This window comes from Leeuwenhoekiella sp. MAR_2009_132 (assembly GCF_000687915.1).
Taxonomy (GTDB): Bacteria; Bacteroidota; Bacteroidia; order Flavobacteriales; family Flavobacteriaceae; genus Leeuwenhoekiella.
This window is the reverse complement of record NZ_JHZY01000002.1, coordinates 281,799-298,553: the sequence shown is the minus strand read 5'-3', so window position 1 is coordinate 298,553 and position 16,755 is coordinate 281,799. Positions and strand designations below refer to the sequence as shown.

The window sequence follows — 16,755 nt, the reverse complement described above, 5'->3', positions numbered from 1 at the left end:
GTTTGTTATTCGGTGTTTGTTATTCGGTGTTTGTTATTTATGTGATTTACAAAATATACGTAACATACTGATATAAAACAATATAAACCAATATTAAGTATTCCGCTTTAGCGAAATAACGAGCTTATATTGAGTTTGGCACGGCGTTTGAAAAGTCTTAAGTATAACAAGATTAATTTTTAATAATTGATTTAAAATACAGAAAGACATGAAACGCACTTTACTTTTTTTAGCAGCAAGTTTCGTAATCGGAGCAACTGCGCAGGCAGCAGATTTAGCACCAATAAATGCTAATGGCGATAAAGTTTTACTAAATCATACGACTATGAGTCCGGTGATTTTTATAGAGCGTGGTGTAGAATTTCTGGTTTATCCTGATGGAACTTTAGATTTTAACGTAACACCCTCTTCTACCCGTTTAAATGGTAAATATGTTAAAGAGATTTATTATCCGGGTAATTATGCTGTGAATTATGGCACCGGAGCAAATTACCGAAGAGGTTATGTACAATACAACGGAAACGGTCAGGTTACCCAAATAGGCACTATAGAAATAGACTATTTACGCAACGGCCAGGTGGCGCGTATTGGGGATATTCCTGTAAAGTACAAACAAGGTCGTTTAGATAAACTAGGTAATGTAAAAATGCATTACGACAGAAGTGGTCGTATTTACAAACAAACCGGTGATTTCTATAACGGGAAATATAAGAAAGATAAAAAAATTGAAGTGATTGAAGTATATGGAGACCGCAGTCGCAGATCATAATGTATACGGAGACGGATTTTAAGCATAGTGTTGAGTAAAAAAAAGACTCGCCTGATTAGCGAGATCTAGTTTGATTTTTTGGTTGGTTAGTTGATGAATCCCTTGCAAATTCGTTTGTAAGGGATTTTTTTTTGGTACATCGCCACAGCAATATTTCGTAATTTTACCGCTATGCAAATTCAAGACACAATAGCCGCACTAGCGACTGCACCGGGAGCGGGTGCGATAGCCGTAATACGCGTTTCGGGGGAAAATGCTTTAAGCCTCGTATCCTCTATTTTTAGTGCCAAAAGCGGAAAGATTCTCAACGATCAGGAATCTCACACCCTGCATTTAGGAAATATTATAGATGGAAACCGAATCATTGATGAAGCTTTAGTTTCCATATTTAAAGGAAAACGATCCTATACGGGAGAACCTACTGTTGAGATCTCGTGTCACGGAAGCTCATATATTCAGCAGGAAATTCTACAGCTTTTATTCAGAAAAGGCTGTCGGGCTGCTAAAGCCGGTGAATTTACCCTACGTGCATTTATAAATGGTAAGATGGATTTGAGCCAGGCTGAAGCCGTAGCAGATTTAATCGCCAGTGATAATGCCGGAGCACATCAAATTGCTATGCAGCAAATGCGTGGTGGTTTTTCTAACGAAATCGCTCAGCTACGTCAGGAATTGCTCGATTTTGCTTCACTTATCGAGCTTGAACTTGATTTTGCAGAAGAAGATGTAGAGTTTGCTAATCGTGAAGAATTTCAGAATCTGATCACAAAAATAACACGTGTTTTAAAACGACTTATCGATTCTTTCGCCACAGGAAACGTCATTAAAAACGGGATTCCTGTGGCTATTGTAGGCGAACCCAATGTGGGAAAATCAACTTTGCTGAATGCGCTTTTAAATGAAGAGCGCGCGATTGTAAGCGATATTGCAGGTACAACCAGAGATACCATTGAAGACGAACTCTCAATAGGCGGAATTGGATTTCGTTTTATAGATACTGCAGGAATACGTGAAACCATTGATGTCATAGAAGGCCTGGGAATCAAAAAAACTTTTGAGAAAATCACACAGGCTCAGGTGGTTCTTTACCTCATTAATGCTGATAAGTTTAGAAATCAACCCGATCTATTTATTGTTGAAATTCAGAAAATACGTAACCGTTTTCCGGATAAACCTTTAGTACTGGTCGCAAATAAAATAGACCACCTCACCGAAGCGGAACAACAAAGCATTAATGAACAATTATCTCAATTAATACCCGAAAATTCTAAATCTGCAATACTTCTAATTTCTGCTAAAACCGGTACTGGCGTAGATGAGTTAAAAGAACAATTGCTGCAATTTGTAAACTTGGGCGCTCTTCGCAATAACGAGACTTTAGTGACGAACTCCCGCCACTACGACGCACTACTAAAAGCCCTTGAAGAAATCGAAAAAGTACAACAAGGAATTAATGATGGGTTGAGCAGTGATTTAATGGCAATTGACATTAGAGAAGCGCTTTATCATTTTGGGGAAATTACCGGTCAGGTAACAAACGACGAACTTCTGGGTAATATTTTTGCTAATTTTTGTATTGGAAAGTAACACATCAAAATCTAATGCTTCCACAAGTATTGTCACACTAGATCATGTAATCAAATGACTCTATACAACAACCTCTTTTTTAAAAACGATCTTTGTTAGTTTGTAGCTGCAAAAGCGTCATACTTTTAAGACCTTTGGCAACAGTAAAAAAGACGTATATTTTTTGCTTTATAAAATAAATTAAATCAGGTCCATCGCGCGATCAACTTTAAAATAAACTATTTTGAACGATAACAATTTACTTAAATCTATAGAAGAGGTGTTAGCTGATATGCCGGGAGACTGGTTAAGATTAACTACTCACAGACTTGATATTTATAATGAAGAACGGGCCAAAAGTCACTTTATAGAAGAATTTGAAAACCTGCTGAATTCTGGTGCGATCAGTACTGAAAATCTAAGCCAGTTACCTACCGCATACGATTATATTAGGCTTGGGCATCCGTTATCTAGTATTCTTGAGTGGAGTGTTGCTAAAATGAATACACTTGAAGCGGAAGGTGTAATTAGTTTTTCTTCTCAAACAATGCCGGTTTTAGCCATTTTAAGAACCAATGCGCTGGCTAATAAAAAAACGAGAATTGCCTACACTGGTAATTTACCCGCACATTTTAATACCGAAAGTCTAGAACAGGTTTACGGCTACGATTTTAAACTCATACAAGTTGAGAATTCTGCTGCATTACCTCAATTTGAAGGGAGCACTATTTTTATCTCTGATAATATAAATCTTGCTGAAACACATATCCATAAGTCTATTGATTTCTTAGTAAGTCTTCACGATAAACTGGGAAGTATTCTGTTGATTAACGGAGCCAAAAATGCAGATTATGTAGCTCCCATACAGCACGTACGAAGAAGAGAATCTATAGCGATGACGCCGGCAGACAGTCTTAAAATGCTACAACTATTAATTGGGAAACCCGTAGCTAATTCTGCTGAAAGTGATTATAATGAAAATAAAACCAAAGTCGTAAGCACTATACAGCAAATTACGGCGACTCAGGCTAAAGTGCTATTGGGTTCGTCGGGTTTATCGGTTCAATACGCGATAATGATGGGGCTTATAGATGATGCGCTGGAAAAGCATCCCGGTAAGGCTATAAAAATTATAGTTCCGCCTAATTGCTATGGGGGTACAAACGATCAGGCAAGACGTGTGGCAGCAAGTGTTGATCGGGTAGAAATACTAGATCTTCCTGTAGATGGGGATAACGACATGGTCAAAAGTACAGATCAGGTTTTAGATCAGGTTGCCCGCGAAGATGCTGTGCCTTACATAATTGCTGAAATCCCAACTAATCCGCGTGTTGAGGTTCCAGATCTTGATAAGCTACGAGAAGCCTTAAGTAAAAAACGTAAAACGCCTCAAGGAACTGAAGCGATTAATCCTGTTTTTATCTTAGATCAAACTTTTTGTCCTAATGTTCAGTTTTTAAGTGAGAGCGGTATACTAGCAGATGTAAAAACCATATCCTACGTAAGCGGATCTAAATTTCCCAGTGGTGGAAAGTGTACTGCAGGATATTGCGTGGCCAATAAAAAAGCAGAATACCTACTCGAAAAAATAGAAAAACACTTTAAAATTTGCGATAACGAGGCTACAGCACTTCAGGTTGAAATTCTTGCAGAACAGTTGCCTTCTATGAATTCTCGTATTACTGAAGCTTATAAAAACACCCGTGAATTTGTAAATTTTATAAAAGAAACCTTACCAGCTGCTAAAATTAATTTTGTTTCCGAAGAACTGGCGCAACAAGGCTTCACACCCTCTGTTTTTTCACTTGATCTCCCTACAAAAGGAGACTCCGCAGAAGAGAAAGAGAATTACAAGAGAGCATTAAATCTTAAACTCATTAATATGATGATCACGGCTATTCCAGAAGAGAGTAAATATTGTGTGAGTTATGGTCAATTAAAAGGATGTTACTGGACGATACCTGCCACCTCAACGCAGGGAACGACTAAAGAAGGTGACAAAGATTATATCGTACGGGTATCTTTGTCTCCAAATTTAAACTTACAGCTTCACAAAGAGGTGTTTAAAAAGTTTGTGAAAGAGCTAAATTAAAACAAACAGTCTCATCATATTATTAAAGTCTAATGTCAATTAAATGCTAAAAAATTTGGTTTCAGGCTTTCTTTCGTAAATTCGGTAAACGGTTAAGAAATCTAAAATTAATTCTGAAGTTTTCAGAATCTAGTGCTATTCAATGACTCACGAATTTAAAAAAATTGTAGAAAATGCCTTTGCGTATTATACCAAAGGCATTTCCTGTGTTCTGGCGACTGTAGTTCACCTCAAAGGTTCTTCTTACCGCAAACCCGGCGTTAGAATGTTAATCGCTCAAGATGGCACTATGACCGGTGCGGTAAGTGGCGGTTGTGTAGAAAAAGAAGTCTTATTTCAAGCTGCTTCAGTTTTTGAAACTAATCAGTCAAAAATGATGACCTACGATGGTCGTTACCGCCTAGGATGTGAGGGTATTTTATATATTCTTATTGAACCCTTTGTGGTAAACGAGACGATTTTTAAAAGTCTCGCTTCAGAATTTGAGAAGCGCACACCCTTTAAAATTGCCTCACACTATACCTTAGATATTGAAAACCCAATACCTGGTTTGGGTTCTGAAATCCTATTGAGTAACGGAGAAAAGATTAAGACCTATTCAGAACCGGAAGAATTTAAACCTGAAAATGAAGAAGCACTACTCTTTTTTCAGCAAGAATTGAGTCCGTTATTTCAGTTATTCCTTTTTGGTGCAGAACACGACGCGGTACAACTGGGTCAATTAGCAAGCCTTATGGGCTGGGAAGTCACCGTAATTGCTTCAATTAAAGATCAGAAAGCTTTACAACATTTTCCGGGCGTTACAAACCTACTTCATATTAGTCCTGAAGAAAGTCACACCCTGTCTATTGATGAGAATTCGGCGGTTGTTTTGATGAATCACAATTACGCTACAGACCTTAATTTCCTCTTACACATTCTGGAAAAAAATCCGGTTTATATCGGCTCGTTAGGTTCTGTAAAACGTCGTGAAAAACTGTTCAATGATTTAATCGAATTTCGCCCTGATAAAGCCGATTTGTTTATTGACAAAATTTACGGTCCGGCAGGTCTTGACATTGGAGCCATTACACCACAAGAAATAGCAAATTCTATAATTTCTGAAATTACAGCTGTCGTGAGAAATAAAGAAATAAAATCGCTGCGAGACATTCCCGGAAGTATCCACGCATAGTCCATTAAGCATTAAAATAAGATTTATGGCTACCACAAAAAGAGCGCGTTATAAAAAGAAACGTTATGTATTACCGCTTACGCTACTCATACTACTTATAGCGTTTAGACTGTATTTACCCACTCTGGTTAAAAATTCTATCAATAAAGCTTTAGCAGATATCCCGGGCTACTATGGGCAGGTTAATGACGTGGATATTGCACTGTACAGAGGCGCCTATGTGCTTAACAAACTTTATTTAAATAAAGTAGATGCCGGAACTCAGGTTCCTTTTTTAAATTTTCCGAAGACTGATATTTCTATAGAATGGAAATCTATAATCAAAGGTAAAATTGTTGCTGAAATTACCATGAACAGCCCCGAAATTATCTATGTTTTTGAAGATCAGAAAACAACTCCTGAAGGTGGAACTGCAGATGTTGATGACTGGACAAAAGCGATCACCGAAATTGTTCCTTTAGAAATTAACCATTTTGAGGTGCATAATGGTAAACTGGCTTTTGTACAATTGACTGCAGATCCTAACGTAGACCTTGCTATTGAAAAGCTCGAACTTACCGCAGACAACCTGCGCAATGTGGTTGAAAAAGAACGTGTGCTCCCCTCTCCTATAAGTGCCACAGGTATTTCTTTTGGAGGTGGAAACGTGAAACTTGACGGAAACATCAATATCATAAAAGAAGTTCCTGATATGGATCTTGCCTTCTCACTACAAAAAGCTAATGCGACGGCACTAAATGATTTTACAAACTACTATGCAGGTATCGATTTTGATAGCGGTACGGTAGAATTGTATAGCGAGCTTGCAATTGCAGACGGTTATCTTAAGGGATATATGAAACCCTTACTTATAGATACTAAACTTATAGGCAAAGAAGATGGCTTTCTGGAAACCTTATGGGAAGGCTTTGTAGGCTTTTTTAAATTTGCATTTAAAAATCAACGTACAGATACTCTGGCCACCGAAATCCCTCTTGAAGGTGATTTAAACAATGTAGAAGCAGGTGTCTGGCCTACTATAGGCGGAATATTTAAAAATGCCTGGATCAAAGCATTTAAAGGAGAAACTGATGATAAAATCGAATTTAAAGATGCTTTTAAAGACGATGAAGATTTAACCTCTAAAGAAAAACGAGCTGCCCGAAAAGAAGAACGTAAACAAAAACGGGAAGAACGCAGAGCGGAAAAAGACAGGGATACTTTGTAACCTTAAACTTTACGACATTAAAAACACTAATACAGTTTGTTAGTTACCAGTTCATTTTTTGTAAACGTATCGCATTCAGTATTGCTAAAAATGCAACGCCTACATCTGCAAATACAGCTTCCCACATTGTAGCAAGACCACCCGCTCCTAGCACCAGAACTACGGCTTTTACTCCAAAGGCCAGGGCTATATTTTGCCAAACAATGCTACGGGTAGAATGTCCTATTTTTATTGCTTTTGCAATTTTTGAAGGTTGGTCTGTTTGTATAATCACATCTGCCGTTTCTACAGCAACATCACTTCCTAATCCTCCCATTGCGATACCTACATCACTCACAGCAAGCACCGGAGCATCATTGATACCATCACCTGTAAATGCTACATAAACACCGGGCTGCTTTTTAAGTAATTCTACTTCATTCAATTTATCTTCGGGCAATAAACCTCCTTTTGCCCAATCTAGTTTAAGTTCGTTAGCCACTTGTTGAGTTATAGAATCTTTATCGCCAGAGAGCATAATGATTTTTGAAATGCCTGCCTTACGAAGATCAGCAATTGCTCTGTGTGCATCTTCTTTTAATGCGTCTGCTATAACTACATAACCTGCAAAATTTCCGGCTATAGCAACGTAGATTAAAGACTCAACAATTGTTTCAGTTTCTTTGGGTACGATTATGTTGTGCGCATCCATTAATGCTTTATTTCCTGCCAAAACCGTTTTATTATTTACCGTTCCTGATAAACCTTTACCAGCAATTTCTGCAATTGAGGTCGCTTCAAATTCTGAAGTTTCACGCTTATAGGCTAAAAGTGCCTTTGCAATGGGATGAGTTGACTTTTCTTCTAGTGCCAGCAGATATTCCATAAAATCTGCTTCACTAAAATCTGTATGATTTACAATTTGTTTGATTTTAAAAACTCCCTGTGTTACCGTTCCCGTTTTATCAATAACTATGGTATTAATTTTAGTCATCGTATCTAAAAACGCTGCGCCTTTAAATAATATTCCGTTGCGGGATGCAGCTCCTAAACCTCCAAAATAACCCAGTGGAATAGAAATTACTAAAGCGCAAGGGCACGAAATTACCAGAAAGATTAATGCTCTGTATAACCAATCTCTAAACACATAGTCTTCAACAATAAAATACGGAAACAAGGTTACCCCTATCGCCAGAAAAACTACAATTGGCGTATAAATACGGGCAAATTTTCTAATAAATAATTCTGTTTTTGACTTTCTGGAAGTTGCATTTTGAACCAGATCTAGAATACGTGCTACCGAACTGTCTTTAAATACTGCGGTAGCTTCCAGTTCAATTACCTGCTCAAGATTAATGCTTCCGGCAAAAACCTTAGCTCCTTTTCGTACCAAAGCAGGCGTACTCTCTCCTGTTAGTGCAGCAGTATTGAGCGTTGCTTTTTCCGAAGTTAAAATTCCATCTAAAGGAATTTTCTCCCCCACACGCACCTGTAGCTTTTCACCTATTGCTACAGCATCAGGATCTACTGAAATAAACTGAGCATTGCGATAAACCAATGCCTCATTAGGACGCACATCTAATAATGCTTTAATATTTTTCTTGGCATTACTCACCGCGGTATGTTGAAACTCTTCACCTACCGCATAAAAAACCATTACAGCCACCCCTTCTGGATATTCTCCCAGAATAAAAGCACCTATTGTTGCAATGGTCATTAAGAGAAATTCGGTAAAAAAATCCCCATTTTTGATGCTATTCCATCCTTCTAGGGCTACAGGTAGCCCTACCGGAACGTATGCTACTAGATACCAGACAAGCCGCACCCATCCACTAAAAAAACCAACTTCAAAAAAATCTAATGCAATGCCGGTTACCAGAAGTACAAAACTGAAAATACCCGGTAAATAGGATTTAAATCCACTATTTACAGAATGATTATGTCCTGATTCATTAGGGTTATCTTGTTCTGAATGCTCGTCGCCTGTACTGCAGCAATCTTTAACTTTGTTTGGAGTTCTATTTAGAGTTTTCATAGTTGCAAGGTCTCTATAAAATCAATGCAACAGAAGTGCATTTACAGCGAATTGCATTTATCACACACTCCTTTTATAACTAAATTGGCGTCTTCGGCCTTATAGCCTGCTGGTAAGTTGATATGGGGTATTTTATGCTCTGTAAGGCATACGGTATCGTCACATATAGTACAGTGAAAGTGCAAATGTAAATCACGATCAAGTTCGCAATTACAATTAGGTTCACACAATGCATATTTAGTAATACCCGTACCATCCTGAATTTGATGTACAATACCTTTCTCTTCAAAAGTTTTAAGTGTTCTAAATAATGTGGTACGCTCTGCTGTACTAAATGTGTGTTCAATATCTGCTAGGGCCAGCGCCTTATTTGCACTGTTTAATAATTTGTAAACCAAAATACGCATAGCTGTGGGTCGAATATGCTTTGCCTGTAAATTCTCTTCAACACGTATGGTATTCAGCATAACTCTGTTCTAAAGCGTTTATAAATTCTCCACAAAATTAATTAAGCATTTACGAATTAATCGTTTATAGCAATAAAAAAAGCCCAAGAGGGCTTTTTAAATAAGTGTTTATTTTTATGGTAAGGGTTTTATGTACTGAATGATTCCTATTGCTGAAGAATTTTCTGGATTTTCAGTTGCGGTATAGGCTACTTTAAAAACTTTACCTTCTAAATTTCCATTAATAAGATCATAATTTTTTAGAGTCTCCTTATTAGAAACTTCTAATACAACTGCCTGATAATTTTCATCTGAAAAGAAATAATAATTTCCTTCGTAACCGTCAAAAACGAGTTGGTCCTGAACAAGTTCTGCAGATGGTTCATTTATAGTAGTCCCACTAAAGGAAATTAAAAATATACTGAATAAGGTAATAAGAGTTTTCATAATCTTTTAATTAGTACACCTAAATTACAAGACCATTCTCATAAAATTATATTCATTACAAATACTTTAATAGCTATTATTAATTATTTCCCAAGATTTAATGCAAATTCTTAGATTTTAAGATTTCTATTAGATTTAATTAAAAGGAGACCTTATTTGAAAACCTGATTATTCATACAAATTATCATTTAATAAGTGATTTAAATATAAACTCGAGTAGCTGAGTTTTTGTACTTGTTTAATATTTAAATTCTTTAATTAAATAAATGATTTTCTAAGTATTATCTCAATTTTTAAGAAAACCCCCTATAATTAGTGTATATAATTACACTTAATCGTTTATTTCTGTAACGTATCTAATTATCAACTAACCGTATCCTAAATGACAAATTATATCTTTAGATTTGATAGATCGTGTAAGATAAAAATGATATGTGAGTAGGAATATTATCACCTATTTGATAAAATTTCACAAAGTTCATTTTACAATTATACGCCCCTTTACCCCTCTTTAAATAACATAAAATAATCTCAAATTATATCGATTTAAAATCTCGATACCATTTTTAAATCTTAATAATATGAACCTAATATATGAGGGCACAAACACTTTGGTTAAAAGCGCAGTTAGTAGAGCAGATTTAATACTGCGCAGTCCGTTTTTCCAACAACAATTACTTAATAATTTAAATCAAAAAGATGCTGTAAAGTTTCAGAATATCATTGATAATATGAATAATTCTGCCTCAGATAACGTGCAGATTACCACCTTCTGGAATCCTTTTAAAAAGATATGTATTATCGAACCTAAAAATATGGTAATAGGCTTAAACACAGCAATTCTAAAGAAATCTAGAAGTCAAATTTTACAAGAAATTATTAAAAATTATTCAAAACTTTACATCAATAATTCTGCATCTCATCTCGATATAAATGAGAAACAATTTTTAGATCGAAGAATCAAAATGATCACTCAGGCTTACGCCTAAAAAAAATAAAAAAATTTTTAATTAATTTGTTTGGCGTATTAAGATTTAGATTACATTCGCACGCATTTTAAACGCAATAAATTTATAATTATGAAACGCATTTTATTAGCTGGTTTCGCATTGAGTCTAATGATTACAGTTGCATCTTGCAGAGAAGCATCTGAAGAGAAGACAGAAGAAGTAATGGAAGAAACTTCTATGGAAGAAGTTGCTCCTGAAGCTCCTGTTCAAGAAGTTGAAGTTGAAGAAGTTGTTAATGACACTCTTCAAGTTGAAACTCCTGCTGCTGAGTAATTCAAAAAACTACAAAGATCCAAACAAAAGCCCTGCAATTGCAGGGCTTTTGTAATTTATAGAGTTATGCGATTGTTTATTCAAAGCTTATATTTTAAAGCTATCGCATCTACACAATTAATACCGTCTATAGCAGCAGACATAATACCACCGGCATAACCTGCTCCTTCTCCACAAGGGTAAAGTCCGTGAATTTCTACGTGTTCTAAAGTTTCATTATTTCTGGGTATAGATATCGGTGATGAAGTTCTGCTTTCCGGAGCATGTAAAACGGCATCTTTAGACAAATAACCCGGCATTTTTTTACCGAAATTTAGAAATGCTTTCTTCAGCCTACTGGCTATTAAATGCGGCAGAACTTTATTAAGATCTGCACTTACAATTCCGGGTTGATACGAAGTTTTAGGGAAATCTTTAGATTTAATTCCTTTTACAAAATCGGTCATACGTTGTGCCGGCACTTGCTGCGTTTTTCCCCCTGCAACCCAACAAATATGTTCTACTTCCTTCTGAAAATTAAGACATACAAAAGGATCATCTGGAGTGTAATTGGGTAAATCTTTTGGCTCTACACTAACCACTATTCCAGAATTTGCATAAGGATTGTTGCGTTTGCTAGGACTCCAACCATTAGTAACTACCTCCTCCTGCGCTGTAGCACACGGAGCTATAATCCCACCGGGGCACATACAAAACGAGTACACACCCATGCCATCTATTTGCGCTACCAGACTGTAAGCAGCCGGGGGGAGATAAGGATTATTAGTTTCCCCATGGTATTGAATATAATTAATCACTTCCTGCTGGTGCTCTATTCTCACACCCAGTGCAAAAGGTTTAGCCTCAAGCTTTACCTGTTTATCGTGAAGCATATAAAAAATATCTCTGGCAGAATGACCTGTTGCCAATATCACTTCTGTAAACTCATACATCTGGGTTTCGTTAATAACAATACCCTTTATTCTGTTTTCTTCGATCTTTAAATCGGTAAGTTTTGAATCAAAATGAACCTCACCACCGGCTTCAATTATAGTTTCACGCATTGCTGTAATAAGCTTAGGCAGCTTGTTTGTACCTATATGCGGGTGCGCATCTACCAAAATATCTTCATCTGCACCAAAATGTACCAGCCACTCTAAAGCCTTTAATACATTACCGCGTTTTTTTGATCGCGTATAAAGCTTTCCGTCAGAATAGGTACCGGCACCGCCTTCTCCAAAACAATAATTAGACTCAGGATTTACAATTTGTTCTTTATTTATTTTAGCAAGATCGCGTCTGCGTTCTCGTACATCTTTACCGCGTTCAAAAACAATAGGCTTTAAACCTGCCTCAATAGCACGTAAAGCCGCATATAAACCTGCAGGACCTGCGCCTATTATAGCTATTCTAGGGCAACTACTTACATCTTGAGAATTAAATTTGTTAAGAGGCTCACGCTGCTCTTCAGTTTTCCAGATTTCTATCTGAAGTTGCATTTTAACCGGCTTTTTACGGGCGTCTATTGATCGCTTGCGTATACGCCAATCACTAATCTGGTCTGGTTTAATATTTGCTTTTTTTGAAGCAGACCTCAAAATAAGATCTGTATTTTCTAATTCTTCCGGAAGAATATTTAAAGAAATAAGTGTGCTCATACCTTGCAAATATAGTCATTGCTTCGGTGGAAGAAAGTGCTATAATATCGTTAAATCGCATACAGCATATTTATAAATTACAGAATTTAGCCCAACAACCAAATAACCTATCTATGCGCAGTACATTTTTAATTTTGCTTTTCTTCTCGTTAACACTTCACTCTCAAAACAAACCGTCTCCTTACGAAATAAGCTGGGCAAAAGATGCAACCTGGCTGGGTGCGGGTCTTGCAGGTACCGCTGGAGGGTTTTTAATAATTCAAAATAAAGAAGATATCTCTGAAGAGACTATTTTAAATCTCGATAAAAAAAATATTCCTTCTTTTGATAGATGGTCTGCCGGAAATTATGACGACGATTTAAATAAATTAAGTGATATTCCCTTTTATACAGCATTCGCTGTTCCATTTGCAGTACTCTTTACAGGCGATCAAAATAACCATATAGGGCAATTAAGTGTTTTGTATCTAGAATCTTTATCAACAACTGCCGCGCTATTTACACTATCTGCAGGCTTAACAGATCGTATTCGGCCACGTGCTTACAATGAAGATTTAGACCTTGATGAACGTATGAAATCTACCAATACAAGAAGTTTCTACTCGGGTCACGTAGCTGCTTCTGCTACAGCTACTTTTTTTGCGGCTAAAGTATTAACCGACTTCAATCCTGATATGGAAAATAAATGGCTGGTTTGGACGGGAGCTGCAATTATACCGGCAACTGTAGGTGTATTACGCGTAGAGGCAGGAAATCACTTTTTAAGCGATGTTTTATTAGGCTACGCCATGGGTGCGGCTTCAGGTATCCTAATCCCAGAATTGCATAAGAAAAAATATGAAAACCTCTCATTTACACCGGTTTTAGATTCGCGTTTTCAGGGAGTTTATCTCAGTTATTCATTTTAATTAGAAACTTAAATCAAAAAAAAAAGGCTCCAATCTAACTTTAGATTGGAGCCTTTTTTTAAATCTTAAACACAGCTCAATTCATTTTGTAAACCCGCACATAATCTATAATAAATTCTTGCGGAAAAACAGAATCATCAACTTTAGGACCGCCAAAATTTCCGCCTATGGCGAGATTAATTATAAAATAAAACGGCTGATCAAAAGGCCAAACCTCTTTAGTTTTATCTTCTGGGCTGTAAGTAAATACAGATTTGTCATCTACAAAAAATTCTATCTGCTGTGGAGACCACTCTGCCGCATATGTATGATATCCTTCTTCTATATTTTCAATCTTTGTTTTTTTACTAAATGCTGAATCACCGTGACCTGCTGGTACATGAAGTGTTGTATACACCATATCCTGCTCTTTGCCTACATATTCTAAAATATCTATTTCACCACTCGAGGGCCATTTTGCCTGATCAATATTTGAACCTAGCATCCAGAATGCCGGCCATAAACCCTCACCAAGAGCTAATTTTGCACGGGCTTCCATACGGCCATACTTAAACTCGTGCTTCCCTTTTGTTGTAATACGCGTAGATGTATAGACATCTCCATCTTTACGGGCTGTAATAATCAATTTACCGTCTTCTAATCTATGATTATTCTGGGTATATATCTGGCGTTCGCTATTTCCCCAGCCACACAGATTAGGACAACCATCACCCAATTCAAAATTCCAGGCCGATGTATCTAGTCCGTCACCATTAAACTCGTCTGACCAGATTAATTGTGTCTGTTTTTGAACTTTACAACTTACTAGTAATAGAATAAGTACAGCGGCACTTAGCGTATGTTTTATCATTGTTTTATATGTAAAAAACACCTGGCGTCTAGGGAAACGTAGGTGTTTAGATTTAGTCATTATTTTTGATACAATTACTCATAGGTAATCTTTACCGTTTGTAAATCAACAGAATTTGTACCTATCATAATCTCAAATTCTCCAGGTTCTGCTTCCCATTTCGCATTCGCGGAATAAAATTCTAAGGTTTTTGAGTCAATCTTAAAAGTCACTGTTTTTGTTTCTCCTGCTTCTAATTGAATCTGCTTAAAATCGCGTAATTCTTTTACAGGTCTGGTACGACTGGCAACAAGATCTCTAATGTATAATTGTACCGTTTCTTTACCGGCTACAGTACCGGTATTTGTTATATCTACCGAAACATTAAGCATACCCTCACCAGAAAAGGTGTTAGCATCGAGGCTCACATTACCATACTCAAACGTAGAATAGCTTAAACCAAAACCAAAAGGAAACAAAGCTTCTCTTGAAGAATCCTGATACCCGGAGTAGGTTACCATATCACTTGATGGTCTTCCTGTATTCTTTTGATTGTAATACAACGGCTCCTGCCCTACATTTCTAGGAAATGAAACAGGTAATTTACCAGATGGATTATATGCTCCAAAAAGTACATCTGCGATTGCATTTCCGGCTTCTGAACCTAAAAACCAGGTTTCTAAAATTGCAGGAACCTGCTCATTAGGTTTACTTATATCTAAAGGACGACCATTCATTAAAACCAAAACTATATTGCTGTTAACCTCAGCAACTGCGTCAATTAATTCTTGTTGTACACCTCTTAACATTATGGTGGTCTGGCTGCGCCCTTCTCCAGATTGAAATGCATCTTCACCTACTACAAGAACAACCACTTCAGATTTTTTAGCAGCTTCTACAGCTTCAGCAAAACCAGATGTATCTGTTTCATTTATAGTTAATGGCATTAGGAAACTACGTTCTCCCATACCTAAAGAAGCACCTTGAGCATAATTAATTTGCGTGTTTTTGCCCACTGCATTTTTTATTCCTTCTAAAACAGAAACTGCAGAATTTTTTATTGCCTGGGCACGCCAATTTCCTAAAGGAGCATCTTTGTCATCTGCTAGCGGACCAATTACAGCTATACTTTTCAACGATTTTTTAAGTGGAAGTATATCCTTTTCGTTCTTCAAAAGCACAATAGATTTACGAGCAATATCCCGAGAGGCTTCTAGATTTTCTTTTGAAAGCAAAATCTGCTTCTCGCGCTTTTCATCACTATACTTATACGGATTTTCAAAAAGACCCAACGCAAACTTTACGCGTAGAATACGACGCACTGCCTCATTAAGCAACTCTTCCTCAATTTGATTATCTGCAACTAGGGGTTCTAAAGCCATCTCATAAACACGGCCTTCCATATCCATATCGCTACCGGCAACAACAGCTAGTTTACCTGCCTGCATTTTGTCTTGTGCAAACCCATGGGGTATTAATTCTGCGATAGATCCCCAGTCTGAAACCATAAATCCTTTATAATCCCAGTCTCCTTTTAATATGTCTCGCTGCAAATGTGTAGAAGCTGTGGCCGGTATACCATCTATCTCATTAAAACTATTCATAAATGTAGCTACACCTGCTTCAGAGGCTGCCTTAAAAGGTAATAGAATCGCATTTTGCAGTTCAGACTCCCCTATATTAACTGTATTATAATCTCTGCCCGCTTCGGCAAATCCGTACCCTGCAAAATGTTTTGCACACGCAGCAATTGTATTTACAGCTTTTAAATCTTGACCTTGAAAACCATTAATACGCGCAACGCCTATGACACTATTTAAATACGGATCTTCCCCGGCACCTTCCATAATACGACCCCAGCGTGCATCGCGAGAAACATCTATCATAGGAGCAAACGTCCAGTGTACACCCGCGGCAGCTGTTTCTTCAGCAGCAATTTGCGCACTTAATTTTAAAGCTTCTAAATCCCAGCTTGCACTCTCACCTAGAGGGACCGGAAACATAGTTTTATACCCGTGAATCACATCGTAGCCAAAAATCAAAGGGATTTTTAAATGAGAATTTTGCATTACTACTTCCTGTGCCTCTCGTGTAGCTTTTGCAGTAAGTACATTGAGCATAGATCCTACTTCTCCATTCTTGAGTTTCTCAAGTTTGGTTTTAGAATCAATATCTGAAGGAGCACCGGTTACATCGAAGCTGCCGTTGTACTGGGTCATTTGACCCACTTTTTCCTTAATCGTCATTAAGCTGATTATAGAATCTATTTTTTGCTCAATAACAGGATCTAAATTATTTATCCCCTGTACTTGCGCCACTGCATTTAGCAAAGGCGCAAGCATTAAAATATACAGGGTTAGAATGAGTTGATTTTTCATTTATA

General features: G+C 37.1%; 14 protein-coding genes. 8 read left to right on the top strand and 6 right to left on the bottom strand.

Features of this window, described 5'->3' with window-relative positions:
* The first annotated feature begins 208 nt into the window (after positions 1-208).
* The 5 genes from P164_RS01280 to P164_RS01260 all read left to right on the top strand — a co-directional run bounded on the left by P164_RS01280 (position 209) and on the right by P164_RS01260 (position 6,808).
* Positions 209-769: a hypothetical protein gene (locus P164_RS01280; protein WP_028374677.1), complete on the top strand. Its 561-nt coding sequence runs from the start codon at positions 209-211 to the stop codon at positions 767-769.
* Positions 770-940: 171 nt separating this feature from the next.
* On the top strand, positions 941-2,356 hold the full coding sequence (mnmE, locus tag P164_RS01275) for a tRNA uridine-5-carboxymethylaminomethyl(34) synthesis GTPase MnmE (protein WP_028374676.1): 1,416 nt from the start codon (positions 941-943) through the stop codon (positions 2,354-2,356).
* A gap of 223 nt (positions 2,357-2,579) precedes the next feature.
* On the top strand, positions 2,580-4,427 hold the full coding sequence (locus P164_RS01270; RefSeq protein ID WP_028374675.1) for a PLP-dependent transferase: 1,848 nt from the start codon (positions 2,580-2,582) through the stop codon (positions 4,425-4,427).
* 142 nt (positions 4,428-4,569) lie between these two features.
* Positions 4,570-5,601, top strand: coding sequence for an XdhC family protein (locus P164_RS01265; RefSeq protein ID WP_028374674.1), 1,032 nt, complete (start codon positions 4,570-4,572; stop codon positions 5,599-5,601).
* Between the two features lie 25 nt (positions 5,602-5,626).
* On the top strand, positions 5,627-6,808 hold the full coding sequence (locus P164_RS01260) for a DUF748 domain-containing protein (protein WP_028374673.1): 1,182 nt from the start codon (positions 5,627-5,629) through the stop codon (positions 6,806-6,808).
* 43 nt (positions 6,809-6,851) lie between these two features.
* Here P164_RS01260 and P164_RS01255 read toward each other — a convergent pair whose 3' ends face one another.
* The 3 genes from P164_RS01255 to P164_RS01245 form a co-directional block, all read right to left on the bottom strand.
* A complete protein-coding gene (locus P164_RS01255) occupies positions 6,852-8,822 on the bottom strand; it encodes a heavy metal translocating P-type ATPase (RefSeq protein ID WP_028374672.1) in 1,971 nt (656 codons plus the stop codon).
* A gap of 41 nt (positions 8,823-8,863) precedes the next feature.
* Positions 8,864-9,289 carry a Fur family transcriptional regulator gene (locus P164_RS01250; protein WP_028374671.1) on the bottom strand — a complete coding sequence of 142 codons (426 nt, stop codon included), beginning with the start codon at positions 9,287-9,289 and terminating at the stop codon, positions 8,864-8,866.
* Between the two features lie 114 nt (positions 9,290-9,403).
* Positions 9,404-9,715, bottom strand: coding sequence for a hypothetical protein (locus P164_RS01245; protein WP_028374670.1), 312 nt, complete (start codon positions 9,713-9,715; stop codon positions 9,404-9,406).
* A gap of 581 nt (positions 9,716-10,296) precedes the next feature.
* Between P164_RS01245 and P164_RS01240 the strand changes: the two genes are divergently transcribed.
* Positions 10,297-10,704: a hypothetical protein gene (locus P164_RS01240; RefSeq protein ID WP_028374669.1), complete on the top strand. Its 408-nt coding sequence runs from the start codon at positions 10,297-10,299 to the stop codon at positions 10,702-10,704.
* 129 nt (positions 10,705-10,833) lie between these two features.
* Positions 10,834-10,998 (top strand): hypothetical protein, encoded by a 165-nt coding sequence (locus P164_RS18635; RefSeq protein WP_159105997.1) that lies wholly within the window; start codon positions 10,834-10,836, stop codon positions 10,996-10,998.
* 80 nt (positions 10,999-11,078) lie between these two features.
* Here P164_RS18635 and P164_RS01230 read toward each other — a convergent pair whose 3' ends face one another.
* Positions 11,079-12,635: an NAD(P)/FAD-dependent oxidoreductase gene (locus P164_RS01230; protein ID WP_028374668.1), complete on the bottom strand. Its 1,557-nt coding sequence runs from the start codon at positions 12,633-12,635 to the stop codon at positions 11,079-11,081.
* Between the two features lie 113 nt (positions 12,636-12,748).
* Here P164_RS01230 and P164_RS01225 point away from each other — a divergent pair, with 113 nt between their 5' ends.
* On the top strand, positions 12,749-13,543 hold the full coding sequence (locus tag P164_RS01225) for a phosphatase PAP2 family protein (RefSeq protein WP_028374667.1): 795 nt from the start codon (positions 12,749-12,751) through the stop codon (positions 13,541-13,543).
* Between the two features lie 76 nt (positions 13,544-13,619).
* Here the strand turns inward: P164_RS01225 and P164_RS01220 are convergent, their stop codons facing one another.
* Both P164_RS01220 and bglX read right to left on the bottom strand, forming a co-directional pair.
* Positions 13,620-14,393 carry a family 16 glycosylhydrolase gene (locus tag P164_RS01220; RefSeq protein ID WP_028374666.1) on the bottom strand — a complete coding sequence of 258 codons (774 nt, stop codon included), beginning with the start codon at positions 14,391-14,393 and terminating at the stop codon, positions 13,620-13,622.
* Between the two features lie 74 nt (positions 14,394-14,467).
* A complete protein-coding gene (gene bglX / locus P164_RS01215; RefSeq protein WP_028374665.1) occupies positions 14,468-16,750 on the bottom strand; it encodes a beta-glucosidase BglX in 2,283 nt (760 codons plus the stop codon).
* Between the last annotated feature and the right edge of the window lie 5 nt (positions 16,751-16,755).

Coding starts and splice junctions, on each gene's coding strand:
- P164_RS01280 (WP_028374677.1), top strand. CDS start 209: ATGAAACGCACTTTACTTTTTTTAGCAGCAAGTTTCGTAATCGGAGCA.
- mnmE (WP_028374676.1), top strand. CDS start 941: ATGCAAATTCAAGACACAATAGCCGCACTAGCGACTGCACCGGGAGCG.
- P164_RS01265 (WP_028374674.1), top strand. CDS start 4,570: ATGACTCACGAATTTAAAAAAATTGTAGAAAATGCCTTTGCGTATTAT.
- P164_RS01260 (WP_028374673.1), top strand. CDS start 5,627: ATGGCTACCACAAAAAGAGCGCGTTATAAAAAGAAACGTTATGTATTA.
- P164_RS01255 (WP_028374672.1), bottom strand. CDS start 8,822: ATGAAAACTCTAAATAGAACTCCAAACAAAGTTAAAGATTGCTGCAGT.
- P164_RS01250 (WP_028374671.1), bottom strand. CDS start 9,289: ATGCTGAATACCATACGTGTTGAAGAGAATTTACAGGCAAAGCATATT.
- P164_RS01245 (WP_028374670.1), bottom strand. CDS start 9,715: ATGAAAACTCTTATTACCTTATTCAGTATATTTTTAATTTCCTTTAGT.
- P164_RS01240 (WP_028374669.1), top strand. CDS start 10,297: ATGAACCTAATATATGAGGGCACAAACACTTTGGTTAAAAGCGCAGTT.
- P164_RS18635 (WP_159105997.1), top strand. CDS start 10,834: ATGATTACAGTTGCATCTTGCAGAGAAGCATCTGAAGAGAAGACAGAA.
- P164_RS01230 (WP_028374668.1), bottom strand. CDS start 12,635: ATGAGCACACTTATTTCTTTAAATATTCTTCCGGAAGAATTAGAAAAT.
- P164_RS01225 (WP_028374667.1), top strand. CDS start 12,749: ATGCGCAGTACATTTTTAATTTTGCTTTTCTTCTCGTTAACACTTCAC.
- P164_RS01220 (WP_028374666.1), bottom strand. CDS start 14,393: ATGATAAAACATACGCTAAGTGCCGCTGTACTTATTCTATTACTAGTA.
- bglX (WP_028374665.1), bottom strand. CDS start 16,750: ATGAAAAATCAACTCATTCTAACCCTGTATATTTTAATGCTTGCGCCT.